24 protein-coding genes, 1 tRNA gene and 2 pseudogenes are annotated in these 24,867 nt (G+C 63.4%); 15 read left to right on the top strand and 12 right to left on the bottom strand.

Annotation, left to right across the window (positions count from 1 at the left end):
- Positions 1–84 precede the first annotated feature (84 nt).
- The 3 genes from MSIL_RS01915 to MSIL_RS01905 all read right to left on the bottom strand — a co-directional run bounded on the left by MSIL_RS01915 (position 85) and on the right by MSIL_RS01905 (position 2,716).
- Positions 85–834 carry a manganese catalase family protein gene (locus tag MSIL_RS01915; RefSeq protein ID WP_012589422.1) on the bottom strand — a complete coding sequence of 250 codons (750 nt, stop codon included), beginning with the start codon at positions 832–834 and terminating at the stop codon, positions 85–87.
- A gap of 171 nt (positions 835–1,005) precedes the next feature.
- On the bottom strand, positions 1,006–1,770 hold the full coding sequence (locus MSIL_RS01910; RefSeq protein ID WP_012589421.1) for an SDR family NAD(P)-dependent oxidoreductase: 765 nt from the start codon (positions 1,768–1,770) through the stop codon (positions 1,006–1,008).
- Between the two features lie 10 nt (positions 1,771–1,780).
- The gene (locus MSIL_RS01905; protein WP_012589420.1) at positions 1,781–2,716 is read right to left on the bottom strand and encodes a ChbG/HpnK family deacetylase; all 936 of its coding nucleotides are present in this window, start codon (positions 2,714–2,716) and stop codon (positions 1,781–1,783) included.
- A 423-nt stretch (positions 2,717–3,139) separates the two neighbouring features.
- On the opposite strand from MSIL_RS01905, the gene MSIL_RS01900 reads away from it, so the two are divergent.
- Positions 3,140–4,138 carry a glycosyltransferase family 2 protein gene (locus tag MSIL_RS01900; RefSeq protein WP_012589419.1) on the top strand — a complete coding sequence of 333 codons (999 nt, stop codon included), beginning with the start codon at positions 3,140–3,142 and terminating at the stop codon, positions 4,136–4,138.
- A gap of 6 nt (positions 4,139–4,144) precedes the next feature.
- Entirely contained in the window at positions 4,145–5,704 is a 1,560-nt protein-coding gene (murJ, locus tag MSIL_RS01895; protein ID WP_012589418.1) for a murein biosynthesis integral membrane protein MurJ, read from the top strand.
- Positions 5,705–5,724: 20 nt separating this feature from the next.
- On the opposite strand, the gene MSIL_RS01890 is transcribed toward murJ, so the two are convergent.
- The 3 genes and pseudogenes from MSIL_RS01890 to MSIL_RS01880 form a co-directional block, all read right to left on the bottom strand.
- Complete coding sequence (locus MSIL_RS01890; protein ID WP_012589417.1) at positions 5,725–8,085, bottom strand: alpha/beta fold hydrolase; 2,361 nt, start codon at positions 8,083–8,085, stop codon at positions 5,725–5,727.
- Between the two features lie 176 nt (positions 8,086–8,261).
- Positions 8,262–8,456, bottom strand: a pseudogene (locus MSIL_RS01885) (hypothetical protein); the annotation flags it as partial.
- Between the two features lie 8 nt (positions 8,457–8,464).
- The gene (locus MSIL_RS01880; RefSeq protein ID WP_012589416.1) at positions 8,465–9,079 is read right to left on the bottom strand and encodes a TetR/AcrR family transcriptional regulator; all 615 of its coding nucleotides are present in this window, start codon (positions 9,077–9,079) and stop codon (positions 8,465–8,467) included.
- 89 nt (positions 9,080–9,168) lie between these two features.
- Between MSIL_RS01880 and MSIL_RS21845 the strand changes: the two genes are divergently transcribed.
- On the top strand, positions 9,169–9,504 hold the full coding sequence (locus MSIL_RS21845; protein ID WP_244406199.1) for an MBL fold metallo-hydrolase: 336 nt from the start codon (positions 9,169–9,171) through the stop codon (positions 9,502–9,504).
- Complete coding sequence (locus tag MSIL_RS01875) at positions 9,468–10,004, top strand: MBL fold metallo-hydrolase (protein WP_244406198.1); 537 nt, start codon at positions 9,468–9,470, stop codon at positions 10,002–10,004. Before MSIL_RS21845 ends, MSIL_RS01875 begins: the two co-directional genes overlap by 37 nt.
- A 144-nt stretch (positions 10,005–10,148) precedes the next feature.
- Here the strand turns inward: MSIL_RS01875 and MSIL_RS01870 are convergent, their stop codons facing one another.
- Positions 10,149–11,531, bottom strand: a complete 1,383-nt coding sequence (locus MSIL_RS01870; protein ID WP_012589415.1) for a M20/M25/M40 family metallo-hydrolase — start codon at positions 11,529–11,531, stop codon at positions 10,149–10,151.
- A 210-nt stretch (positions 11,532–11,741) separates the two neighbouring features.
- Here MSIL_RS01870 and MSIL_RS01865 point away from each other — a divergent pair, with 210 nt between their 5' ends.
- The 5 genes from MSIL_RS01865 (at position 11,742) to MSIL_RS01845 (ending at position 16,412) form a co-directional block, all read left to right on the top strand.
- Positions 11,742–12,080 carry a DUF1491 family protein gene (locus tag MSIL_RS01865; protein WP_012589414.1) on the top strand — a complete coding sequence of 113 codons (339 nt, stop codon included), beginning with the start codon at positions 11,742–11,744 and terminating at the stop codon, positions 12,078–12,080.
- Positions 12,081–12,096: 16 nt separating this feature from the next.
- On the top strand, positions 12,097–12,501 hold the full coding sequence (locus MSIL_RS01860; protein ID WP_012589413.1) for a lysozyme inhibitor LprI family protein: 405 nt from the start codon (positions 12,097–12,099) through the stop codon (positions 12,499–12,501).
- Positions 12,502–12,586: 85 nt separating this feature from the next.
- Positions 12,587–13,033, top strand: coding sequence for an acyl-CoA thioesterase (locus tag MSIL_RS01855; protein WP_012589412.1), 447 nt, complete (start codon positions 12,587–12,589; stop codon positions 13,031–13,033).
- Between the two features lie 116 nt (positions 13,034–13,149).
- Positions 13,150–13,545 (top strand): hypothetical protein, encoded by a 396-nt coding sequence (locus MSIL_RS01850; protein ID WP_012589411.1) that lies wholly within the window; start codon positions 13,150–13,152, stop codon positions 13,543–13,545.
- Between the two features lie 605 nt (positions 13,546–14,150).
- Positions 14,151–16,412, top strand: coding sequence for a polysaccharide biosynthesis tyrosine autokinase (locus MSIL_RS01845; RefSeq protein WP_012589410.1), 2,262 nt, complete (start codon positions 14,151–14,153; stop codon positions 16,410–16,412).
- 189 nt (positions 16,413–16,601) lie between these two features.
- Here MSIL_RS01845 and MSIL_RS01840 read toward each other — a convergent pair.
- Positions 16,602–16,686 (bottom strand) — tRNA-Tyr (locus tag MSIL_RS01840).
- 163 nt (positions 16,687–16,849) lie between these two features.
- Between MSIL_RS01840 and rlmB the strand changes: the two genes are divergently transcribed.
- Positions 16,850–17,731 carry a 23S rRNA (guanosine(2251)-2'-O)-methyltransferase RlmB gene (gene rlmB, locus MSIL_RS01835; protein WP_012589408.1) on the top strand — a complete coding sequence of 294 codons (882 nt, stop codon included), beginning with the start codon at positions 16,850–16,852 and terminating at the stop codon, positions 17,729–17,731.
- A 42-nt stretch (positions 17,732–17,773) separates the two neighbouring features.
- Here rlmB and yidD read toward each other — a convergent pair.
- Positions 17,774–18,052, bottom strand: a pseudogene (yidD, locus tag MSIL_RS20485) (membrane protein insertion efficiency factor YidD); the annotation flags it as partial.
- Positions 18,053–18,202: 150 nt separating this feature from the next.
- Between yidD and MSIL_RS01830 the strand changes: the two are divergent.
- Positions 18,203–19,024: a MipA/OmpV family protein gene (locus tag MSIL_RS01830; RefSeq protein WP_012589407.1), complete on the top strand. Its 822-nt coding sequence runs from the start codon at positions 18,203–18,205 to the stop codon at positions 19,022–19,024.
- 24 nt (positions 19,025–19,048) lie between these two features.
- On the opposite strand, the gene MSIL_RS01825 is transcribed toward MSIL_RS01830, so the two are convergent.
- A complete protein-coding gene (locus MSIL_RS01825) occupies positions 19,049–19,498 on the bottom strand; it encodes an iron-sulfur cluster assembly scaffold protein (protein ID WP_012589406.1) in 450 nt (149 codons plus the stop codon).
- A gap of 228 nt (positions 19,499–19,726) precedes the next feature.
- On the opposite strand from MSIL_RS01825, the gene folE reads away from it, so the two are divergent.
- The 3 genes from folE (at position 19,727) to MSIL_RS01810 (ending at position 22,283) form a co-directional block, all read left to right on the top strand.
- Positions 19,727–20,368: a GTP cyclohydrolase I FolE gene (gene folE, locus MSIL_RS01820; RefSeq protein ID WP_012589405.1), complete on the top strand. Its 642-nt coding sequence runs from the start codon at positions 19,727–19,729 to the stop codon at positions 20,366–20,368.
- A gap of 61 nt (positions 20,369–20,429) precedes the next feature.
- On the top strand, positions 20,430–20,855 hold the full coding sequence (gene hisI, locus MSIL_RS01815; RefSeq protein ID WP_012589404.1) for a phosphoribosyl-AMP cyclohydrolase: 426 nt from the start codon (positions 20,430–20,432) through the stop codon (positions 20,853–20,855).
- 462 nt (positions 20,856–21,317) lie between these two features.
- On the top strand, positions 21,318–22,283 hold the full coding sequence (locus tag MSIL_RS01810; protein WP_012589402.1) for a patatin-like phospholipase family protein: 966 nt from the start codon (positions 21,318–21,320) through the stop codon (positions 22,281–22,283).
- A gap of 106 nt (positions 22,284–22,389) precedes the next feature.
- Here the strand turns inward: MSIL_RS01810 and MSIL_RS01805 are convergent, their stop codons facing one another.
- Both MSIL_RS01805 and MSIL_RS01800 read right to left on the bottom strand, forming a co-directional pair.
- On the bottom strand, positions 22,390–22,821 hold the full coding sequence (locus tag MSIL_RS01805) for a CBS domain-containing protein (protein WP_012589401.1): 432 nt from the start codon (positions 22,819–22,821) through the stop codon (positions 22,390–22,392).
- A gap of 213 nt (positions 22,822–23,034) precedes the next feature.
- Entirely contained in the window at positions 23,035–23,760 is a 726-nt protein-coding gene (locus MSIL_RS01800) for a carbonic anhydrase (RefSeq protein ID WP_012589400.1), read from the bottom strand.
- A gap of 173 nt (positions 23,761–23,933) precedes the next feature.
- On the opposite strand from MSIL_RS01800, the gene MSIL_RS01795 reads away from it, so the two are divergent.
- Positions 23,934–24,857, top strand: a complete 924-nt coding sequence (locus MSIL_RS01795; RefSeq protein ID WP_012589399.1) for a cation diffusion facilitator family transporter — start codon at positions 23,934–23,936, stop codon at positions 24,855–24,857.
- Positions 24,858–24,867 lie beyond the last annotated feature (10 nt).

Below are 24,867 nucleotides of genomic sequence, written 5' to 3'. Positions count from 1 at the left end.
CACAGTTGACGCAATGGCCGCGCGTGGCTCGGCCTCGCCGCCGACAGACAACAGAGTCCGTCGGCGGCTTTCCGTCAGAGCCAGCTAGGCGCGGGCCTTTTTCTTTATCTTTGAGGTTTTTTCATCATCCGGATTGATCGGCGCCGCCGGCATTCCGCCTGCCGGTTGCGGATCCGAAATATACTTAAAGTTGGGCTCCTCGTTCCACGGGCCGCGTGCGTCTTCGCCTTGCGACAGATTGAAGACGAGCTTGACGGTGTCGTCTGGTTGTATGTTGCCAAAGAATGGATCGTCGAGCTTGCCGATGGAATCGAGCGCCTTCATGAACATGTTGGCGTGGGTGATCTCACGGGTGAGAAGGTGAACCAGGGTTTTCTTTGTGCCCTCGTCGTCACATGCGTTGATCAGCGCCTCATAGGTCTGCCGCGCGCCGGCTTCCGCCGAAATATTGGCGCGAAGATCACGCACCACATTGCCGCCCTCCTGAATGTAAGACGCCGTCCAGCAGCTTCCTTGGCTATCTAGAAAATGGGGGCCGCCGCCTTTCAGCTTGAACAAGGGCGCGTCATAGACGTCCGTTTGATCGAGCTTGCTGGTATGTTGCGCGATGAGCTTGCCAACCATTTCGAGATGGCTGAACTCTTCGATCGCAATATCCTGAAGCATGTCGCGAATGCCGGCGTCTTCGACATGAAACGACTGCACCCAATATTGCAGCGCGGCTGTGAGTTCGCCTGTGGCCCCGCCGAATTGCTCAAGGAGGAAGACGCCAAATCGGGCGTCAGGCTTGCCAACGCTAACCGGCTGGATCAGTTCCTTGCGATGAATGAACATACCGTCGTCCTTCGAAGTCGAGAAATGGCTAAAGTAGCCGACCATTGTTGATATTGTGGTCGCAACGTTGAAGGTAACGGAAGGTTGCTGCGGGCAAGGCGAAAAACGCTGGCGTCCCGCAGGCGACCGGGACAGGCGTATATGTCGCGAGGTCGAACGCAGAATGTTCGGTCAAAGATCCGTGCGCGCGCGGCGCGCGAGGCGGCGCATCAGCGGCAACAGAAGCGGATAGGGCAACAAGCGCGCGGCCTTGAACAACAGGGCGAGACGGCGCGGAAAGGCGATTTCAAATCCGCGCTTGTCGAAACCGTCGCAGATGATGGCCGCCGCCTTTTGCGCGCTCATGAGGAAAGGCATGTCGAAATTGGCGTGATCCGTCATCGGCGTTTCCACAAAGCCCGGATTGACGATCTGGATTTTCAGCCCCCGAGGCTCATAGGTCATGCGCAGAACCTCGGCCATATAGATCAACGCCGCTTTGCTCGCGCCATAGGCCATCGAGCCCGGCACGCCGCCGTAGCCCGCAAGCGAGGCGGTGATCGCGATCTGTCCCCCGCCCCGCGCCTCCATCGCGGCAAGCAGCGGCGCGAGGCAATTGATCACGCCGCCGACATTGACCTCAAATGTGCGCCAGACGACCTCTGCGTCGAAGCCTTGGCGCTCGGCCGGGAAATAGACGCCGTGATTGAGAAACGCGAGCGTGATCGGGCCGAGCGCGGCTTCGACCGCCGTAACGATCTCAGCCATGCGCTTGCCGTCGGCGACATCGCCCGGAAAGCTGACGATTCCCCCGTGCTCGGCAGCAACCGCGTCCAGCTCGGCGGCCCGCCGCGCGCTGACGGCGACGGTAAAACCTTGTCCCGCCAACCGAAGCGCGACCGCGCGGCCTATGCCCGAGCTGCCGCCGGTGACAAAAGCGACGTCCTTGCGCTTCACCGCGAGACCGTCACGCAGCGATCTCGATCCGCGGCGGCGCCATACGCGCCAGCTTCACGCAAGCGCGTTCGAGCATATCGGTGAAGGCCGGCGAGAGCAGAAAATTCAACTCCCGCTCGCGCGTGATCGTCACCGGATCGGCCAGCACGAGCTCCTCGTCGCAATAGCCGGGGTGGCACATGATGAGATGACGCCGGCCTGGGGCGCGCAGATAGGCGGCAAAATCGGCGGCGTAATCGCAGCAGGGATCAAATTTCGAGAAGCCGGCAAAGCCTTCATTCGTTGCAAAGCCGCGCGCCGCCGCCTCGCGCGCAAAGCCGGCGGCGAGCCAGGCGACGCCGAGCGCCTTTTTGAGCTCGATCCCGCGCCGCAGGATGCGCGTCGGACGATCGGCGCTGTTGCGCAGCCAGACGCGGCCCTTGAGCCCGCGCAAATCGAGCTCGTCGAACAGCCATTGCCGCACCTGCGGCAGGATCTGCACATGCTGATGCCCATCGACGAAATCCGGAAGGGCGCCGAAATGGTCGAGGAAAGAATCAAGCTGCCGCGCGATTTCGTGGCGGATCTCGCGCTCCGGCAATTGGCCCCGCCGCGCGCCGGCAAGAACGCGCGAAATTTCAGGGAAATGGCCGGAGGAAGCGAATTTCGGCATGAAGCTCAGCGGCGAGCCAAGCGTCAAGTTCAGGTGAAGGCCCACATCGGCGCGGGCGGCGTAGCGCCGCAGCGAGGCGGCGCCCTTTGGCCAGGATGGCCGCGTCGTCATCGCGCTGGTAGCACTGAGCCGGCCGGCCTCGATCGCTTCGATCACGCCTCGATTGACGCCGGCGGAAATGCCGAAATCGTCGGCGCAAAGGCTGATTGCGACGAGCGGACGGCCGGCCCGGGTGAGTGTTCCCCCCACGGCCTCAGCGGCCTGCGTGGCCTCGTCCTGCGCGAGCTTCCTCATGATTTTGTCCTCGCGCGCCTCCGCGCTCGATTTAAAAGCGGATTTTAGGCCCTCGCTTGCGCAATTCAATGCCAAAGCCTAGAGGATGGCGTCGAAAAGCGGAATTCTCGCTTCGGCTTACGCTATCTTCGCTCTCATCGGGCGAAGGATCGAGGCCGCAACAGCGCTTGCCGGTTTTCGCATGACCAGCCATCCGGCCCTAGACGATCACCCGCAAAACGCGCGATAGAGCGACATCGGATCCCGTGAATCGCCGGCTTCGCGTCAAATTCTCGTTTTGACGCATCACGCTGGCGGCGTGCCCCTGCGCGGTCTTGGCGCTTTCTCCGGCTCCGCTGCGACGCCCAAATCGCGGCTTGCCGCAGCGGCGCAAACTTTTGGCGAAACTCCTTGAGACGCGGCGCCCATGAAAGAGACAAGCCGATGATGCGCTCCGAAGGCCTGCTGACGGAAGCGGAGCTTTCCGTCGTCGCGCCCGTCTATAATGAATCGCAAAATCTGCGGCCGCTGCTTGATCGGCTGATTCCTGTGCTCGAATCCTGCGCCCGGTCGTTCGAGATCATTTTCGTCGACGACGGCTCGACCGACGATACCATCGAGGTTCTGCGCAAGGCGCATGATCTCGATCCGCGCATCCGGGCGGTCTCGCTCAGCCGCAATTTCGGCAAGGAGATCGCCATCGCCGCCGGGCTCGACCATATCAGCGGCGGCGCGGCTGTGATCATTGACGCCGATCTGCAGCATCCGCCGGAAATCATCCGCGCCTTCGTCGAGAAATGGCGGGAGGGCTACAAAAACGTCTACGGGCAACGCATCGACCGCGCCGCCGACGCTCCCCTTCGTCGCGTATTGACGCAGCGATTCTACCGGCTGTTCGGCGCCGTCGGCGAAATGCAGCTGCCGGAGGGCGCCGGCGATTTCCGGCTGCTCGACGCCAAGGCGGTGGCCGCGCTCAAAACCATGCGCGAACATGCGCGCTTTTCCAAAGGCCTCTACGCCTGGATCGGCTTCAAATCGATCGGCGTTCCCTTCGAGGTCGCCCCGCGCCTCGCCGGCCACTCCAAATTCAGCTATCGCAAGCTGACGCATTTCGCGCTCGACGGGCTGATGTCGTTCACGACCATGCCGCTCAAGATCTGGACCTATTTCGGATTGGCGACCTCTGTCCTGGCTCTGGCGCTGGCCGCTTTCTATGTGATCCGAACGCTGTTGTTCGGGGTTGACGTTCCGGGCTACGCCTCGCTGATCGTGTCCATCACCTTCTTTGCCGGCATTCAGCTTCTCTCGCTTGGCATCCTCGGCGAATATATCGGGCGCATCTTTGCGGAGGTGAAGCGCCGGCCGCTCTATCTTGTCGAGGAGCGTCTTGGCCTTGACGAACGCGCGGGCGAGGCCTTTCCGCCGCGCCCCGACGTCGCCTGAGCCGCGATGTATAAAAGCCTGCTCTCCGTCGGCGGCTTCACGCTGATGTCGCGCGCCGCAGGCTTTTTGCGCGACATTGTGCTTGGCGCGGTGCTGGGCGCCGGGCTGCTCGCCGACGCTTTCGTCGTCGCGCAGCGGCTGCCCAATCACTTCCGGGCCATTTTCGGCGAAGGCGCATGGAACGCGGCTTTCGTGCCGACCTATTCGCAGGTGCTGCAGGGCGAGGGGCTCGACGGCGCCCGGCGCTTCTCGGGCCAGATTTTCGTGGGTTTGCTTGTCTGCCAGCTCGTGCTGCTGGCGCTTGCGCTTCTGTTCACGCCCGCCTTCGTCGATCTGCTGGCGCCGGGATTTCGCGAGGACCCTGAAAAATTCGACCTGACGGTGACGCTGACGCGGATCACCTTTCCTTATCTTCTGTTCGTGACGTTGGTCACGCTGCAATCAGGCGCGCTCAACGCGCATGGGCTTTTCGCCGCCGCCGCCTTCGCCCCTGTGCTGATGAATCTGTCGATGATCGCCTTTCTTGGCGTCGCCTATCTCTTTCCCGATGCGGGCGTGGCGGCGAGTTGGGGCCTGACGATCTCCGGCGTGTTGCAGCTCACCCTCACCAGCGTCGCCGCCTGGCGCGCCGGCATCCTCGAGCGTTTCGCCTGGCCAAGGATGACCGCCAATGTCAAGCGCTTCCTGACAACGCTCGGCCCCGCGGTGATCGGCTCGGCCGGCGTCCAGATCGCGCTTTTCACCGACACGATCATCGGCTCCATGCTGCCGACGGGGGGCCCGTCCTCGATCTATTACGCCGACCGCATCTATCAGCTGCCCCTCGGCGTCATCGGCATCGCAGCCGGAACCGTGCTGCTGCCGCAGATGAGCCGCCTCCTTGCCGCCGGCAGGCCCGCGGGGGCGCTGCACGCGCAGAACCGGACGATGGCCATCTCGCTGGTGCTGACCGCGCCTTTCTTCGTCGCCTTCATCATGATCCCCGACTTCATCATGAAGGGCATTTTTTTGCGCGGCGCCTTTACGCTCGAAGCCGCCTACGCCTCGGCCGACGTGCTCTCCGCCTATGGATTTGGCCTCATCGCGATCGTGCTGCTGCGCTCGGCGGTGGCCAGTTTTCAGGCGCATGGCGACACCAAGACGCCGATGCTGATTTCGCTGGCCGCGGTCGCGGTCAACATCGGTCTGAAGCTGATCTTGTTCGAACCCTGGGGCGCCGCCGGCCTTGCGACGGCGACCGCCGTCGGCGCCTGGGTCAATCTGCTGCTGCTCGCTTTTTTTGCGATCCGGCGTGGCTCGATGAAACCCGACCTCATCTTGTGGAAGACGGCGGCCTGCGTCTCGACCGCGTCCTGCGCGCTGTCCTTTTTCGCGCTGCTCGCGGCGGCGCCGATCGAGCGGATCGGCGCGAAAATCGGCCATTTCGCCAATGAGACCGAGCTTCTGCTGCTCGGCTTCGGCGGCGCGCTGATCTATGCCGCCGTGCTGCTCGCCGGGCTGCATATCGCCGGCGTCAAGCTGCGGAGATCCTCGCCCCCCGAAGACAAGATTTTCGAGTCGGCGTGAGGTTCGGCCCCGTCCGCCGCCTATTGGAGGCCGATTGATCTAGACGCCATGGCTTCGGCCAGGGGATCGACCAGCGCAGGCCGCGCCTCGATCAGCGGCAGGCCGAGGACGCGCCGGAAACGTTGCAGGGTTTGCAGCGTGTTCGGCTCCATCTCATCCCGCGCGCCGGCAATATATTCGACGACATCAACCGCCTTGACGCGTTCGTCCGTCTCCGGAAGGAGGCCGGCGAGGGCGTCGACCGCGCGATCCCGCTCGAATTCGACGATCACCGATTGCTCATGGATCAATTGCGTCCGCCGCTCCGCGCCAAGCGAGGCGAAGGGCTCGTCGTGATTGAGGACCCGCGCCGAGCGTTCGAGCCGCGAGCGGCGGACCGAACCGCGCGTCCCGGCCAGAACGATCAGCATGCGAATCACCGCCTCGGGAAAGCCGCCGCGGCCGATGTTGAGGAGAATCGCCTGCACCTCGGGCAGAGATTTAAGTTCCGCCGGATCCTTCCGCGTGCGCTGGAAATTATGCGTGCGGCCGACCCATTGCATCAGCGGCGACGCATAAAGCCCGAAAAAAATCAGCTCGTTCCATGCGTCGCGCAGGTCGCGATGAAAATCGATCGCCTGCCCCGCCGACTGCATCCATAACGCCTCCGTGCGGCGAAAAATATTGGCGGCGTCGGCGGGTTTTCGCCCGGCTCTGACCTGCGACGCCAAGGCTGCGACAACAGGCATGGCCGGGTTGCGATCGGCAAAGAGCGCCCGGCGCAATCGCACGGGATTTGCAGCCCTGAGCATGGCCGCGCTTTGCGGCGTCACGAGGGACTGGATCAGCGGGCGCAGACAGAGGTCGTAGAGTTCGCCGCCAAGTTCGGACAGGCGATTGACCGCGGCGAAAGCCATGTCCTCGCGGCGGCGTCCGTCGTCGATCGCTTCGATATCGGCCGTCTTGCGCTCCTCGAAATTAACCCGGAAGCGGGCGCCGATTCCTTCGCCCTCCTGATCGATAATCTGCATTTCGTAAAGGCCGGGCGACAGCGCCTCGATCGTCTTCATGGTCGAGCCGACTTCCGAATGCTCACGCTTGGCGACGGAGGACGAGACGAAAATGCCAAGATGGCCGACCTTTTCGTGGATCATATAGATGATCCGTTGCCCGCGGATCTTGATCTCGTTTTCGTCGGCGTAAGTGTCGGGAATCCAGTTCAGCGCCTGTTGCGGCGGGGTGATGGCGTCGCCATAGCTGGTGAAGACGATGATCGGCGAGCGGATCTGCTTCAAATCGATCTGGCGGCCGTGCTCAATCCGGGCCTCGTTGCGCGCAAGGCGATTGCCCACGAAGAGCTGTTCGACGATCCAGCGGATCTCGGCTTCCGTCATGAAATGATAGCCGCCCCACCAGCGCTCGAATTCGAGGAAGCTGTCGCGATTGGCGTCCACATTGGCGTAGAGATCGTAATATTTGGTCCAGTGATGGCGCGAGGGATTAAGCGCCTCGAAATTGGCGACGAGATAGGCTCCGTCGAACTCGCCATGGCCAAGATCCGACAGGAGGAGCGGCGTTGCAACGCCGCCATTGAGGCCAGCGCGATAGCGCATCGGGTCTTCGCCGACGCGGCCGGACCATGCGGAGATCGGCGCGCCATTGATCACCAGCGGGCCGCTGATGTCGGGGTTTGCCGCGGCAAGAATCGTCGCCGCCCAGCCGCCCTGGCAATTGCCGACGATGATCGGCTTTGGCGATTGCGGATGGCGCCGCGCGATCTCTTTGACGAATTCCGCCTCAGCCCGCATGACGTCGGCGAGCGTCTGCCCCGGCTCTGGATGCGGACGGAAGGCGACGAAATAGACCGGATGGCCGTCGGCCAGCGCGACGCCGACCTGGCTGTCGTGCTTCGAGCCGCCGATCCCGGCGCCATGTCCGGCCCGCGGATCGATGATCATATAGGGCCGCTTCCAGTCGAGAATCTTGACGCCTGGCGGGGGAAGGATCTTGAGCAGCACATAATTGACCGGCCGCTTGAGGCTGCGCCCGTCGACGATCGTCTCATTGTCATAGATGAGAATAGGCGGCGTTCCAGCGGCCTCATGGGCGAAATCGTTGTTGGCGCGCTCGCGCAGCACGTCGATCGTCAACGCCGACCGCTGCGCGGCGTCGATCCAATAATCAAACAATTGCTGCGGCAGTTGAGCCCGCGCCGCATTGGCCGCGGCGGCGAGCGCCTGCGCCTGCTCGAAGGCCGCATGCAACAGCGCGCCGTGGCTGCGGGTGATCCGGCCGGCGTGACGAGTCGCGACGGTAAGCAGCAGATCCATCTGCCGCAACAGGACATTTTCCGCCTCCGCCGCGTTCCTCGCGCGGTCGACGGGACTGAAACTAGGCTCCATGACTTCCCCGCCGATTTTCAATCCGCGCTGGCGGCGCGCGCGCCACCTGGCCGCTCGCCACGCCTGCTGCACGGGACGCGTATTACCGCCGCCGCGTGCAGGCATCGTCCCGACCAAACCTTAAGCGGACCGCGCGGCGTCTATGTGACGCTGTTTGACGTCTCAGTCTCCCGGCGTCACAGCGCCAGCGCGTCCAGCACCCGCGCCCAGCTGCGCGCGCCGTTATGGAAAGAGCTCAGCTCATATTTCTCGTTTGGCGAATGGACGCGATCGTCCTCGAGGCCAAAGCCGATCATCAGCGTATCCATATTGAGGTCGCTCTTGAAACTGCCGACGATCGGGATCGAGCCGGCGAGCACGGCGTCGCGGCCCGCTCCGGTCACGATGTATCGATTGCGCCGGCCGACATGAGAGCCCGGATTCCCTTTGCCAGGTGCTTTGGTTCGACCTCGCCGAGGATCGCGGCCTGAACCACGAAGCCGAGAATTTCGGCCAGGATGACCTTTGCGACGTCGCGCGCGGATGCCCGCTCCCTTAGCACGCCCGCCTGTCGCCAGTTCTCCGCGGCCTCGGTGAGCCGGTCCCGGAAGATCCGATAGAATGTCTGCATGGTCTCGCGCAGCCGCTCGTTGCGCTGCGCCTCGCTCCATCCGAGCAAGGCGATCCGCTTCAGGTCGTATCCGTCGCGCGCGGTGAAGGCCGAAATTGCCTCCGCGATCTTCCCAACGAACTGGTCCGGCGGCAGCTGCGACGCTGATTCCAGTATCGGCTCCAGGCGAAGCCGCAGGCCGCTGAGGGAAGAGGTCACGGCGGCAAAGATCAGATCCTCCTTGCTCGGGTAGTAGGAATAGACGGCGCCGGCAGAAAGTCCCGACGTTCTGATGATGTCGTCCATCGTCGTAGCGTGCAGGCCGCGCCGCTGGAAATTCGTCCAGGCGGCTTCGAGAATCTGCGCTCGGCGTGCGTCGCGCTTGGCGTCTGAAATCTTCGGCATTAGCACCTAATAAAACGAACGACCGTTCTTTACAAGGGCCATCGAACAGTTTTATAAAAGGAACGTTCGTTCGTTTTTTGGAGACGGAGATGATCAAAGTTACCGCGATCGAGACGGGCAAGGCCCGAATGAAGACGGCGCAGAGAACCGGGCGCGAGGATCGCGGCCCGATCGGCCGCAAAATCGATATTTTCCGGGACAAGAACTGGGTCGAGCCGTTGCCGATCCTGTGCTTCCTCGTCGAACACCCCGAGGGCCGGTTTCTGATAGATACCGGCGATACTTGGCGCAACTCGGCGCCGGGATATCTGCCAGGCTGGAATCCGTTTTATCGTCAGGTCTCGATCCGGGTTGCGCCTTCCGAGGAGGTCGGCCCCGCCTTCGCGACATGGGGCTCGACCCGGCGCGCGATCTCGCCGCGGTGATCCTCACCCACTTCCACCACGACCACACCGGCGGCCTCGATCATTTCCCGCACAACCGGATCATCGGACCTCGCGCCAATTACGAAGTGTCGACCGGCCTCCGGGGCAAATTGATGGGCTGCCTGCCGCACCGCTGGCCAGTGTGGTTCAAGCCGGAACTGGTGGCGACGGACGGTCCGCCGATCGGCCCTTTTCCCAATTCGCGGCCGATCACCCGCGACGGCCGGATCGCGCTTGTGCCAACGCCGGGCCATGTCGCGGGGCATTGCTCGGTCGTGGTTCGAGGGGAAGACGTCTCATACTTCATCGCAGGCGACGCCGCCTATTCGCAGGACAATCTCCGGGCGGGGCGCACGGACGGCGTCACAAACGATCCCGCGACGGCGCTCGCGACGCTGCGCAACATATCGGCCTACGCCGCGCAGCAGCCGACCATCGTCCTGCCCGCCCACGACCCGGACGCGGTTCGCCGCCTCAGCGAGCTGGAGGTCTTCAACTGAGGCTACAGGGGCGACTGGCCTGCGTCCCGGCCGTGCAGTCGGGACCCGAAGTGAAGGTCGAATCGCCGTTTCGGCGCGCGCGTTTCGTTCCGGCCTTGGCCCGAGCAGGTCGAACGTCAGGACATGACGCACGGCATGGCGCCTTCACAGCGCTAGGGCGTCCAGCACCCGCGCCCAACTGCGCGCGCCCTTGTGGAACGAGCTCAGCTCATATTTCTCGTTTGGCGAATGGACGCGATCGTCCTCGAGGCCAAAGCCGATCATCAGCGTATCCATATTGAGGTCGCTCTTGAAACTGCCGACGATCGGGATCGAGCCGCCGCAGCCGGCGAGCACAGGCGTCGCGTCCCACTCGGCCTGCAGCGCCCGGCTCGCGCGCGACAGCGATTCCGAACTGAACGGCAGGTTCAGCGCCTTCGATCCGCCGTGGGGGATGAATTCGACGCGGCAATCTTGCGGCAGGCTCTTGCGCACATAGGCGCGAAAGCTCTCGGCGATCTTGGCCGGATCCTGCGCCCCGACCAGCCGGAACGAAAACTTGGCGCTCGCCTGCGCCGGCAACACCGTCTTCGAGCCCTTGCCGGTGTAGCCGCCGATAATGCCGTTGACGTCGCAGCTCGGTCGCGACCAGACCATCTCGAGCACGCTGCGGCCTTTCTCGCCGGCCGGAACCGAGAGGCCGACGGCGCCGAGGAAAGCGGCCTCGTCGAATTTCAGGGCGCGCCACTGTTCGGCGACCTCCTCCGGCAATTCCGCGACGGCGTCATAAAAGCCAGGCAGCGTAATTTTCCCGTCCGCGTCATGCAGTCCGGCGATGACGCGCGCCAGCGCGTGAATGGGATTGACCGCCGCCGAACCGAAAATCCCCGAATGAAGATCGCGGTCTGCGCCGCGGATGATCACTTCCTCCGTGACAAGGCCGCGCAGCATGGTGGTGATCGCGGGCGTGCGCCGATCCCACATGCCGGTGTCGCAGACGAGCGCGAGATCGGCCTCAAGCTCGCCCTTGTTGGCGGCGAGAAAAACCGGCAATGAGGGCGAACCCGTCTCCTCCTCGCCCTCCAGCAGCACCGTGATTTTGCAAGGGAGATCGCCGGTCTCCTTGAAGGCGCGAACAGCCTCGATGAAGGTCATCAGCTGGCCCTTGTCGTCCGCGACGCCGCGGCCGACGATGCGCCGTCCCGTCTCCGCCTCGACGATCTTCGGCTCGAATGGCGGGCTCTCCCAAAGCTCCAGCGGATCAGGCGGCTGGACGTCATAATGGCCGTAAAAGAGCAGATGCGGCACATCCGGCCGGGCCGCCTTGGCGTGGGCGACGACCATCGGATGGCCGGCGGTCGGGCGCACCGAGGCCTCGAAACCGAGCGAAGCCAGTTCATCCGACAAAAACTGCGCCGCGGCCGCGCAATCATCGGCGAAAGCGGGATCGGTCGACACGGATTTGATGGAAACGAGCTTGAACAGCCGCGCCAGCGCGGCTTCAAGATTGGCGTCGATGCGGTCGAGGACGGTTTTCAGCGCGGCCATGAGGCAATCCTTTGATCAAGCGGGCGGCAATCGAGCGCGAGACAGGCGACGGCTACGCCGCCGGTGGTTGATCCAATCCAAGGTCATCGCGTTCCAGCGCCCTCGCGGCCAGCGCCGCGATACGCCGACACAGATTTTGCATCGACGAGGCGCATGTCCCTTCTATAACGGCAAAGGCGATTCTGGATCACCCTGTCGACGGATGGAAAAATGAGGCTGCGCGCCGATTTTTGGGTCTCGGCCTATCTGCGGCGCTGCGCGCATGAGGGCGCCGCGGCTGTGTTGCGGCGGCGCGGCGCGGCCGAAGCTGGAGCGATCTTCGTCAAGATCGACCGCCTCGACGGCGCGGCGGCGCTATTCGGGCCGGCTCCCCAGAGCGAAATGATGGAAGCCAACGATCGCTTGTTCGCGCGTCTGCACGCGGCCGAATGGATCGATCCGGCCGAGGCCGAGCTCAAGCTGGCGCGGCAGATCAAATTCGATCCCGACCTCTGGATCGTCGAGACGGAGGACCGTCTCGGGCGCTCTTTCCTCGATCTCGTTGTCTGACGGGGAATACGAACCGATGCGCCCTCTCATTGTCGCCCTTTCACTTTTCGCCGCGCTGTCCGGCATGACCGCCAGGGCCGAGGATTGCGGCGCGGCGGCGACCCAGGCCGCGATCAATGATTGCGCCAATACAGCATTGAAAAATACCGACGCCGAACTCAATGCAATCTATCGCAGCCTCATTGGCCGCCTCAAAAACAGCGACGATTCGCGGCAATCCCTGATCGCCGCGCAACGCGCCTGGCTGCAGTTCCGCGACGGCGAATGCGCCTTCGCCGCCAGCTCCGTCAAGGACGGCAGCATCTATCCAACAATCGTCGCGAACTGCCGCAACGCCCTTACCGCAGACCGCGTCAAGGCGCTCGGCGTCTATCTGAACTGCGCGGAGGGCGACATGGGATGTCCGGTACCGCCGAAATGAGCGAGACCCACGGAAATATTTGGAGGGGCAATGAGATCGCTCAACCGCCAATTCAACGCCTGCGGCCGGCGTCAGGAGCCGCATGATGGCCAATGAATCCGAACAAAGCTCTGAGACGCATTCCGACGCCGAACCGGGCCCGCCGGATCGGTCTCCGGTGATCCGCGCCATCGCTATGCCGGCCGACACCAATCCCGCCGGCGATATTTTCGGCGGCTGGCTGATGGCGCAGATGGATCTTGCGGCCGGCAACGTCGCGGCGCGGCGCGCGCGCGGGCGCTGCGCAACCGTGACTGTCGAGGGAATGACCTTCTTGAGCCCGGTCTTCGTCGGCGACGAAGTCAGCCTATACGCTTGGCTGGTGAGCGAAGGCCGCACGTCGATGCGCGTCAAGGTGGAGGCGTGGCGGCGCTATCGCGAGGAAGAAGCCGTGAACAAAGTGACCGAAGCCCTGTTCGTCTTCGTCGCCATCGGCAAGGATCGCAAACCGACCCCGCTGCCGCCACGGCTGGCCGCGCCCGAAACGAAGTAAGCGCGAACCTCCCGCTTTGAAAAAAGCGAATGAATCATGCGGCATTTTTTCTCAGCCTCGCTTGGTCTTTGCGGCGAGATCTGCAATTTTAAATGATCTGACGCGGAGATCTCGCAATGGGTTTTGGCAGCCGCCCCCTGGTCACCCCTTCTCTTGTTTTCGCAGTCTTTATTGCGGGCGCGTCGAGCGGCGATGCGCTGGGAGAGCCCTCGCTGAGGGCCGGCCCCCATGACGGCGTTTACGCCGTGGAAATTCATACGCGGACCGGCGGCTGTGATCCGGTCTACCGCTGGACCATCACCGTCTCGGCGGGGCGCGTCAGTTCTCCCGTGGACGGATTCATGCAGGCCTCGGGCAAAATCAACGCGCAAGGCGGCGTCTCGCTGGCGTTCCGGCGCGACAATCAGGTCGCCAATGTCGCCGGCAAGGTCAAAGGCCGGCTCGCGTCAGGCACATGGTCGTCGCCGACCCTGCAATGCGCGGGATTCTGGAGCGCCGTGCGCAGCGGGTGAGCCTGCCGGCGGGCCGCCAGGCGCGAGCGTGACCGTGGACAAGGGGAGAGTTGGCCTAACTATTGCTTCCTATTTCCGGAGAAAATGCAGCCAGCTTTGCCGCAGCGTCAAGCTTTATATGGCAATGATGGACCGCGCGAAGGTAAAAACCAGCGTCTTAGCGCATCCACTAAAGATCAACCTACGGTCACAGTCAATTGTTTGTCATGATTGAAGGCAAGATAGACGACGGCGCGAAGACCCAGGAAAAATAAAGCTTTGCTGGAAGATTGGATAGTTGGCGGTTGCGATTGTAAGTCCAGGGACAGTCTGATAAGTTTAAAGCGCTTTTCGATGAGAATAATTCAGCGCAAGTGGGGGATGCGCGAGGTGTGTCGGGCGCGTATTTTGCGCGCCGGATCGCGGACGGCTGCGCAGGCGCCGCGTTCTCTCACGCGACAGTCCTGCGCTGGCTCAGCCCGTCGAATTTATCTGGCGGAGCTGGCATCCCAAGGAGCTCTCGCAAGTATCCGCACGGAATTCGGCGGTGCGCGATATTTGTAGTCAAGCAAGCTTGTATGATAACGAATTAACCATCTGATCCGGCCGACAGCGAGTTGACATTTATGCTTCAGATCAACAAAAGGGCGCCCCTCGCCGGCCAGGACTCCCAAAAAGTCATCGCGCCGCTGATCGACGCCCTGCAGAATGCAGCGCGCATCATCCGCCGGCAGCTGCCGATCGTCATCGTCATCATGATCTGCAGCGTCGCCCTGGCGATCCTCTATCTCGCCAATACGCCGCCGAAATTCACCGCCGTCGGATCGATGGTGATCGACACGCGCAAGATGCAGGTGTTGTCGGAGAAGCAGACCCTGATGGGCGAAGCGCAGATCGACGCCGCCCAGGTCCAGACGCAGGTCGAGCTCCTGAAGTCCGATAGCGTCGCCCTTGCGGTGATTCGTCAGCTGCATCTGATCGACGATCCCGAGTTCGTTTCGCCCCCCACCGAGTCGAAGGGCGGCCTGTTGAGCTTCCTGTTCCCGCCGAAACCGGTCACGCCGCTGACCGACGCCGAAAAGGAGCAAATCGCCCTCGGCGTTTTCAGGGGCGGGCTGAGCGTCACGCGCGAGGGATTGACCTATGTCATCGACATCGGCTTCACCTCGCTGCAGCCGGCGAAATCGGCGCTGATCGTCAACACGACCGTCGACGCCTTCGTCGCCAATCAGATGGACGCCAAATATGACGCCACGAAGCGGGCCGGGATATGGCTCGCCGAGCGCATCAAGGAGCTCCGCACGCAGGCTTCTGCGGCGGAACATGCGGTCGTCGAGTTCAAGAAGGCGAACAATATCGTCGACACGGGCTCTGGGACAGGCGGCAAGCTGATCAACGATCAGCAATTGTCGGAAGTGAACAGCCAGCTCATTCTCGCCAGCGCCGCGACCGCCGAAGCCCGCGCCCGCCTCGAGCGCATCACCGCGGTCATGTCGCAGGACGTTCCCGACGCCTCCGTGGCCGACGCGCTGAAAAGCGAAGTCATCATCAAGCTGCGCCAGCAATATCTCGACCTCGCGCAGCGCGAGGCGATTTTCTCGCAGCGCTACGGCGCGAACCATCTCGCAACGGTCAATCTGCGCACGCAGATGCAGGAGATTCGCCACAGCATCTCCGACGAAATGCGCAAGATCGCGGAGAGCTACAAGAGCGACTACGAGATCGCGCGCACCCGCGAGCAATCGCTTAAGGATCATCTGTCCGCCGCCGTCACCCAGTCGCAGACCTCGGGGGAAGCCGGCGTCCAGCTCCGCGAACTGACCAGCAATGCAGAAGCGGCGCGCTCGCTCTACGACAATTTCCTGCAGCGCTACATGGAGGCCATGCAGCAGCAGGATTCCGCGCCGATCAGCGAGACGCGGCTGATCAGCCCCGCCATGCCGCCACTGGTGAAAAGCGCCCCCAAGGGCTCGATGATCCTGATGCTGGCGCTCGCGGGCGGCGGATTGCTGAGCTTCGCGGTCGCCTATCTCCGCGAAGCGTCCGACGGCGTCTTCCGCACCAGCGACCAGGTCGAAGAAACACTTCGGGTTAATTGTCTGGCCATCGCGCCGGCCCTCAAGGCCGCGGGCCCGCGCGCCGACGGAGAAGACGGCGACACCAAAACCGCGACCGGACAAGGCTTCCTGCGCAATGTCGTGGACGCGCCTTTCTCCCGCTACGCCGAGGCGGTGCGATCCGTTAAAATTGCGGCCGATCTCAATGGCGCGCTGAAATCGCATAAGGTCATCGGCCTGACCTCAACGCTGCCCAATGAAGGCAAATCGACTTTCGCCTCCAATCTGGCTCATTTGATCGCCGACGCCGGCGGCAATGTGGTCCTCGTCGACGCCGATCTGCGCAGCCCGTCGCTGTCGCGGTGGCTGGCCCCGGACGCGCCTGGTCTGATCGACGTCGTCATCGGCAATGTGTCGCTCGAAAAGGCCATCATCCAGGTTTCGACCAGCCGGCTGCATTTCCTTGCGGCCGGAGCCACGTCGAAGCTGCCGCACACCAACGAAATCCTCGCCTCGGCGGCGATGAAGAGCCTGATCGACAGCCTGCGGACGAATTATGATTATATCATCGTCGATCTGTCGCCCGTGGCGCCGATCGTGGACGTCCGCACCACCGGTCATGTCATCGACACCTATGTTTACATCATCGAGTGGGGCAAGACGAAGATCGACATCGTCGAGCGCGGACTGTCCGAAGCTCAGGGTGTGTACGACCGTCTTCTTGGCGTCGTCCTGAACAAGGTCGATATGGCCGCGCAGAGCCGCTACCAGCGCTATCACGGCAATCATTATTATCGGAAATATTACTCGAAATACGGCTATCTCGAATAGCCGCCCCTGGAGCGGCGTCTGTAGTCTAGCGCAGTGTTGTTGAACGAAAAGCGCCCCGCCGTCTCGTGACGCGTGCGGCGCTTTTCTTGCGCTTGAGACCAATTCACCGATTTGCGGCGGGAAGCGCCGGCGCCGCTCTTGGCGACCCCCCCCCCGGGACAAAAGCGGGGCGGGAACGAAAGCGGGCGGTGGTGGGGGAGGTAGGACTCGAACCTACGAAGGCGTAGCCAGCGGATTTACAGTCCGCCCCCTTTGCCGCTCGGGACACTCCCCCAAGATTCCGTCGCCGGACTTGATGGACGGCTTATGGAAACCCCGCCCGCTGCTGTCAACTGGAAATCTCTGGCGACCGGCGCGGCGGACGCGGATTGCGCTCAGCCTGCGCTCATGACACAGACGTTGAACCACGATGATCAGCGCAACGCCGAGCTTTTGATTTGAAACGCGACAAACCCATGGACGCCACAGGCGGACCGTCCCGCCCAGCCCGGCGCGACAAGCCGCAAGGATGGCGCGCCGCGGGGCCCGCCGGGCCAGCGCCGCGTCCGGCGCGCGCGGCCGAACCGCCGCATAAAGCCGCGACGCCCTCCTTCCGCGGCTCTTCGGCTGATATCTCTGTCCTTTATGGCTTCCATGCAGTGCGCGAGGCCCTGCGCGCCGGAAAACGCAAGATGTTCGACATTTACGCAACCGAGGCGGCCGCGCAAAAACTCGCGCCGGAGATCGCCGCTGCCGGACTGACCGCGCGGCTCGTGGCGGCCGAGGACCTGTCGCGCCGGCTAGGCCCCGCCGCTGTGCATCAGGGCGTCATGCTGGAGGCGCGCCCGTTCGAAGCTCTCGACATTTCCGACATCGCCCCTGAAAGCGGCGTGGTCCTCGTGCTCGACCAGATCACCGATCCGCATAATGTCGGCGCCATCGCGCGGACGGCGGCGGCCTTTCGCGTCGACGCTTTGGTGATGACCGAACGCCATGCGCCCGAATTGACAGGCGTTCTGGCGAAAGCCGCGTCGGGCGGCCTCGAACATGTGCCGATCATCCATGTCGTCAATCTCGCGCGCGCGCTGCGCGCCCTGAAGGATCAGGGCTATCTGCGCGTCGGCCTCGATTCGGAGGGCGAAAGCACCCTGACCGACGCCCCGCTAAGCCGGCCGCTGGCGCTCATCCTTGGCGGAGAGGGCAAGGGACTGCGCCGGCTCACGCGGGAGAATTGCGACCTCGTCGCGCGTCTCGACATGCCGGGACCGATTAAAAGCCTCAACGTCTCCAATGCCTGCGCCGTCGCCCTGGCCCTCGTCGCGCTTCGGCTCGGAGCCTGACTTGGCTTCGGCCCCATCGCTCTCGTCGCCCTGAAGAAGCGGGCCGCGCCAGCGGCCATAGCGCCACGGCCGCCACCAGCGCGCGCCAATGGGCAGTTCGGCGGGAACGGGATCGAATCCTGCCGTGCCAAAAGGCTGGCAGCGGCAAAGCCGGGCAAATCCCATCCAGCCGCCGGCCCAAAGCCCGTGGCGCGTGATCGCGTCGCTCATATAGGCCGAGCAACTCGGCAGATGGCGGCACTGCGAGCCGACCAGCGACGACAGCGTCAGCTGATAGGCCCTGATCAGCCCCACGGCCGCCCCGCGCCCAATTCGCGTCATGCGTTGCATCAGGTCTGTCCCATCGGGCGCCGATCCTGCGTGCGTATCGCGTGGGACTGTGGCGGATATACACTATGAGCCGCCACAGACTCGCCGCATAGTATCGCAGCGTTTTCCTGCCTTATAGCCTGTGGTGCCCATCCCGTGTCCATGATCAAAACTTTGGCTCTCGCTGGACTTGTTTCCGCCACGGCCTCGGCAGGCTTCGCCGCCGACGTCGCGCCGACGCCGCCACCGCCGGCGAGCGGCTGGACCCTGACGGTCGGCCTCGGGCCGCAGGTTCAAACATCCTTTCCCGGCGCGAAGTCGGTGACCGTGTGGCCGACCGGCACGCTGGCCCTTCGCCGCCCCGGCGAACCGGAGCCCTTCGCCTCCCCGGACGACGGCTTCGGCCTCGCGCTGTTCGACATCGGCTGGTTCAAAGCCGGTCCGGTCGGCCGCGTCATGTCCTCACGCGGGCTCAGCGGCGGCAACGGCGCCTTCTATGGCCTCCACGACGTCGATTGGACGCTGGAGCTCGGCGTCTATGGCGAGCTTTGGTACACCGAGCACTTCCGCGCCCGCGCCGAAGTGCGCCAGGGCGTCAATGGCCATGACGGGCTCGACGCCAACATCGCGCTCGACGCCATCCAGAAATACGACGCCTTCACTTTCGCAATCGGTCCGCGCCTGCAATTCGGCGACACCCAATATATGAACGCTTATTTTTCCGTGACGCCCTATGAGGCGGCGGTAAATGGAAGGGTCGGGGCTTATCAGGCGAACGGCGGCCTCGCTTCCGTCGGCGGCCTCGCTTCGGTCAAATATGATTTCCTGCCGGATTGGAGCGCGACCGTGTTCGGGGGCTATAGCCGCCTCGTCTCCAGCGCCGCCGCGAGCCCGATCCCGAATAATCTTGGCTCGTTGAACCAATACACCGGCGGCGTCGTGATTGCGCATTCCTTCCATCTGGACATCCCGTTCCTGCCCTGAACCGGCGATCAGGGGCTCCGGCCCCTATCCCTCCTGCTGTTGCGCCTGCGCCATCTCGATCTGATTGACGCAGTCGAGCGTCGCGTCGAAGGTCAGCAAAGTGGAAGCGTGCCGCGCCTTATAGTCGCGGACGGGTTCAAGCACCGCCGCCTCCGCCCATTTTCCGTCCGGCGGCGCGCCATTCTCCTTGAGCATTGCGCGCATCCGGTCGCGCAGCGCGCGGATTTCCGGGGCGGTTGCGCCAATCACATGGCGCGCCATAATCGAGGCCGCCGCCTGGCCCAGCGCGCAGGCCTTCACGTCATGGGCGAAATCGACAATCTTTCCGTTTTTCATGACGATGTCGACGATAACCGTCGAACCGCATAAGCGCGAATGCGCCTTGGCGGTGGCGTCAGGCGCAGCCAGCCTGCCCAGTCGCGGGATATTTCCCGCCAATTCCAGGATGCGGCTGTTGTAGATTTCTGTCAGCATGGGCGATCCGCAACGGAAGCTTCGGGGTGACGGCCGTTTTGTCATACTATATAGAAATCTAAGGGCGTAACGACGAGACTTTGGCGCATTTCTCGGCAGTTCCCCCGAGAATGGACCGTTCGGCGCCTCTGCTTTCAGCAGCAATCTGCTTCTGGCCGCGGAAACACGGCTGCTCCTCACCCGGGAGCCGCTGCAGGATGAACATTGACGTTTTTGGAGGCGCCACTGATGGATGCCGTGGTTAAGTCCTTGGTTGAACGCTCCGAGCCGCAGCGCGACATTTCAGCGCGGGAGGCCCGGCCGACGCGCGAAGAGGCTGAAGCCGCGGTGCGCGTGTTGCTGCGCTGGGCCGGCGACGACCCCAATCGCGAGGGCCTCGTCGATACGCCCGCCCGCGTCGTCAAAGCCTATGGGGAGCTTTTTTCCGGCTATGGCGAGGACGCGACCGAAGTGCTCTCCCGCGTATTCGAGGAGGTCCACGGCTACGACGACCTGATTCTCGTGCGCGACATCGAGTTTTCGTCGCATTGCGAGCATCACATGGTGCCCTTCATCGGCGTCGCCCATATCGCCTATTATCCGTCCGAAGAGGGCGTCGTCGGCCTTTCGAAGCTGGCCCGTCTCGTCGACGTCTTCGCCCGGCGGCTGCAGACACAGGAGGCTCTGACGGCGCAAATCGTTGGCGCGATCGACCTGCATCTGCGCCCACGCGGTTGCGCCGTGATGATCGAAGCCGAACATATGTGCATGTCAATGCGCGGCGTCCGCAAACACGGGGCGCAGACGATCACGACCCAGTTCACCGGCGTCTTCCGCGACGACCCCGCCGAGCAGGTGCGCTTCCTCACCTTGCTGCGGCGCGGAAAATAGCCTCGGCCGCAAGCGCGGCGATCGCCGGTTTGCGCCCGCGCTCTGGCGCAGAAGGATTCTGATGTCCGACGCCCCTGCCCCGCCAGACCTCCTAAGCGCCTCGAAGCGGGAACTCGAGGAAGGCGCCGCCTTCACGCCGCGCTTCGGACCCGACGGCCTCATCATCTGTGTGACGCGGGCAGCCGAAGACGGCGAGATCCTGATGGTCGCCTATATGAACGCCGAGGCGCTTCGGCTGACGCTCACGACCGGCGAGGCGCATTATTGGTCGCGCTCGCGTCAGTCGATCTGGCGCAAGGGCGCGACATCGGGCCAGACGCAGAAAGTCCGGGAAATCCGCGCCGACTGCGATCAGGACGCCCTGCTGCTGACGATCGAGGCCGGCGGGGATGGCGGCGCGTGCCACACCGGACGGCGCTCCTGCTTCTATCGCCGCCTGTCCGAGACGGGCGATGGCGAGACGGTTCTCCTGTTCGATCAGGCCTGATCTGCGCCCAAAGGGCTCCGCCGATCTCTGTTGCGGGCGCCGGCGCCGGATCGGAAATCATCGCGCCTGCGCTTGTCTTTCCGGCAAATCACGCCACTTTTGTGGTGAGGCGCGCATAGCGCGCCGGGATTCATGCGGGCGTCGCGCTCGGAGATTGCCGTGAAAAAAGTTTATCTCGCCTATGCGCTGCTGGCCGCGGTGGTGGCGCTTCTTCTTGCCGCGCAATTTGGCCGGCTTCCCGCCTGATTCCATCGCGGCGCCTCGCATTGGCGCCGCCTCAAAGGTCGGCCACGAGGGCCAGCGGCGCGCCATGCAAACGTCAGGCGGCCGCGAAAATCGGCGCGGCTGGCTGCCTGTTCAATAATTGTCAACATCGGGAGAGAACACTCCCCCAATGTGTTTGACGGGGCGAGTCGACGCATCCCGGCTTGTGACGTCTTTGCGGGAAAAGAGTTGAATTTCATGCGCGCCGCGCCAAAAATCGGGATCGCGCTCGGAGCCGGCGCCGCGCGCGGCTGGGCCCACATTGGAGTTCTGCTCGAACTTGCCGAGCATGGAATTTTTCCGGACGTCATCGCGGGGACGTCGGTCGGCGCCGTGGTCGGCGGCTGTTACGCCGCCGGCAAGCTCGAGAATGTCGAATTATTCGCGCGCAGTCTGACGAAAAAAAGCGTCTTCGGCATGATGGACGTGTCTTTTTCGGGCGTCGGCCTCCTGACCGGCGCTCGCCTGCGCCGCCGGCTGCATCAAGCGCTCGAAGGCCAGCGGCTGGAAGAATTACCAAAGAGCTTCGCCGCAGTGGCGACGGAAGTCGGCACCGGCCATGAGATCTGGCTGACCAAGGGCGACGCTGTCGAGGCGATCTGCGCCTCCTACGCCTTGCCCGGCATTTTCGAACCGGTTCGCATCAACGGACGATGGCTGTTCGACGGGGCGCTGGTTAACCCCGTGCCGGTCACGGTTTGCCGCGCGCTCGGCGCGGAGATCGTGCTGGCCGTCAACCTCGTCGGCGACAATGGCTATCGCGGCTCTGTCGTCAGCGACCGGCTATCAATCGAGCCCTCGCTCGAAAAACTTGCGGTGGCGATCGAAAGCGAGCCGCGCAGGAACGGCCTGTTCGGCGCCCTGCGCGGAACCCACCGCCGGCATTTCGGCAAGCGCGAGGATGGCGCGCCGGGTATGGGCAGCGCGATGATGGACGCCTTCAACATTGCTCAGGGCCGCATTTCGCGCTCGCGGCTCGCGGGCGATCCGCCGGACGTCATCATCAACGCGCGCGTCAGCAAGATCGGGCTGTTTGATTTCCATCGCGCCGGCGAACTCATTGAGATCGGCCGCGAGGCCGCGCGCCGGGCCATCACGGAAATCGCCGAGCATATCGCCCTGACGCCGCGAAGCGACGACGCGCCGCCGCTCAAGGATGACTGAAACAGGCCTTGTTCTTCGGCGAGGCGGGAAACGCGCAAAGGCGCGGCGCAACAAAGCATGCTGTCTTGCCGCGCGGCGACAGCGCCGTCATAAGCCGCGTGCGGCCTCAGGCTGTGGCGATATACTCCTTCAGCGCTTCGTGCTGCTGCTCCATCTCGGCGAGGCGGAATTTCACCAGATCGCCGATCGATACGAGCCCCGCCAGCTTGCCGTCCTTGACGACCGGCAGATGACGGAAGCGCCGCGTCGTCATCTTCTCCATCGCTATGCTGACGCATTCGCTTTCCAGCGTGGTGATGACCTTGGCCGTCATATATTTCGACGCCGCGTCGTCCAATGCGCTGGCCCCGTCCCGGCCAAGCGCGCGCACAATGTCGCGCTCCGAGAGAATTCCGAGAACGCCACCCTCGGAGTCGGTTACGACGACCGCGCCGATATTCTGGACCGCCAGAATCTGCAGAACTTCCGCAATGGTGCGGTGAGGCTGGATGGTGCTCACGTTCCGGCCTTTTTCCGCAAGAATGCGAGCGATTGTCATTTTGGGTCTCCTTCCCACTTTGTATCTTCGCGCTCTCTTCGGAGCGCTCCCGCCTCATAAGATGCACGCCTTGTGACGCCGGCGCAACATCGCTGTGCGGGTTTAGGCCATGCGGCAAGCGCAAGCGCCGCAGGACTCGCGTCGGCGCTTGATGTCAATCAGAAGGAAAATCACGTAAAGATCTGGAATCAAGCCAGAAAGCGGCGGCTTTACCTAAAAGCGCGGTTCGCTCAATGCCGCGGCGTGCGCCTGCGCGGAGACCGCCTCGAAGCGTCCCGTCCCTTCATCGAGCGCCAACAGTTTGCCGCCCGCGATGCCAAAATATGCGCCGTGCAAGGTCAACAAGCCCCGCTTTTCGAGCTCCGCAATTTTGGGGAAGGTGCGCAGATTGGCGAGCCCCTGAATGATCGAGGCGAAGGCGAGACGCTCGGAATAGTCTTCAACCGGTTCCGTCGCCGGGCCGACTCGATCCGCAGCCGGTTTGATCAGGCTGATCCATTTGCCAATGAAGTCGCCGCCCGAAAGCGGCTTTTGATAGGGATCGAGATCCGCTTCGGCATAAGCCCGGACGCCGCCGCAGCTGGCATGGCCAAGTATTAAAATATGTTCGACGCGCAAAGCGAGCACAGCATATTCAAGCGCCGCTGAGGTTCCATGCAAATCGTCGTTCGGCCCGAACGGCGGGACGAGATTGGCGACATTGCGGACGCAGAAAATTTCGCCGGGGCTGGCGTCGAAGATAACTTCCGGCGAGACGCGGGAATCGCAACAGCCGATCAAAAGGATGCGCGGTCTCTGTCCGGCCTCCGCCAGATGCTGAAAGCGGCTTTGCTCGCGCGCGAAGCGCCCGCCGAGGAAAGCCTCGTAGCCGGAGACGAGACGCTCCGGCAAAAGCCGCTCGGGAGCAGCGTCGGCTCGATCTTGTGGGGAGCCTGTCATGCCTTGCACTCATGGATAGGGGAGGCGCAACCTTTGCGCGCATGGGGCGAGGATTGTGCGTGGCGCGATCCTACAGACATAGGCGGCGCGCGACAAGGCGTCTATGCGCCGGGCGCAGCCTTGACCGGCGCGCGATTTCCTCGCACAGCGGCTCTCAATCGGGGGAGCAGAAATTGAGTGAAGTCGCGCAGCCTCAAGACGTCGGCGCGGAACAAAACCTGCTGCGGCTTTCGATCGCCGTCACGCTCGGCCTTGGCGCTCTGGGATTGATCGCCGGCCTCGTCATCGGATCACGGTCGATCCTGTTCGACGGATTTTATTCGGTCGTCGACGTCGCCATGACCAGCCTCGCCTTGATCGTATCGAAGCTTCTGACCAGGGACGGCAGCCGTCGCTTCCAGTTCGGCTATTGGCATTTCGAGCCCATCGTTGCGGCGTTCAACGGAACGATCCTGACGCTGTCCTGCATTTACGCCTTTTTCGACGCCGTCAGCCTTTTGATGCAGGGCGGCCATCGCGTCGAATTCGGCCCCGCCGCGCTCTACGCAATCATCTCCTGCGCCGTCTGTCTGGCGATGGCCGTTCGTATGCGCCGGGCTGGCGAAGCGCTGAATTCCGAGCTTTTGCGGGTGGACGCGCGCGGCTTTCTAATCGGCGGCGCGGTGAGCCTCGCCTTGCTCGTCAGCTTTCTCGGCGCGATGGCGCTTGAGCGCGCGAACCATGGGTCGCTGTCGCCCTATGTCGATCCGATCGTCCTTGCCGCGGTGATTGTCGTTCTGGCGCCGATCCCGATCATGACCGTCGTGCGCGGCGTTAAGGAGATTTTTCTGGTCGCGCCGAAAGCCCTGGATCAAGAGGTCCGGCGCGTGCTGGAGGCGGCCAATGTCCGTCATGGCTTCGCCGGCTTCACGAGCTATGTCGCCAAGACCGGGCGCGCCCGCTTCATCGACGCCTATTTTCTCGTGCCGCCCGGCTTTCCGGCGACGAGCATCGAGGTGTTCGACCACATCCGCGACGAGATCGCTGCGGAGCTCGAGGAAAAGGAAACCCCGCTCTGGCTCAACATCAGCTTTACCGCCGACCGCAAATGGGCGTGACGCGCAATCA

The sequence above is a fragment of the Methylocella silvestris BL2 genome (genome assembly GCF_000021745.1).
Lineage (GTDB): Bacteria > Pseudomonadota > Alphaproteobacteria > Rhizobiales > Beijerinckiaceae > Methylocapsa > Methylocapsa silvestris.
This window is presented reverse-complemented; position numbering and strand designations above follow the sequence as displayed.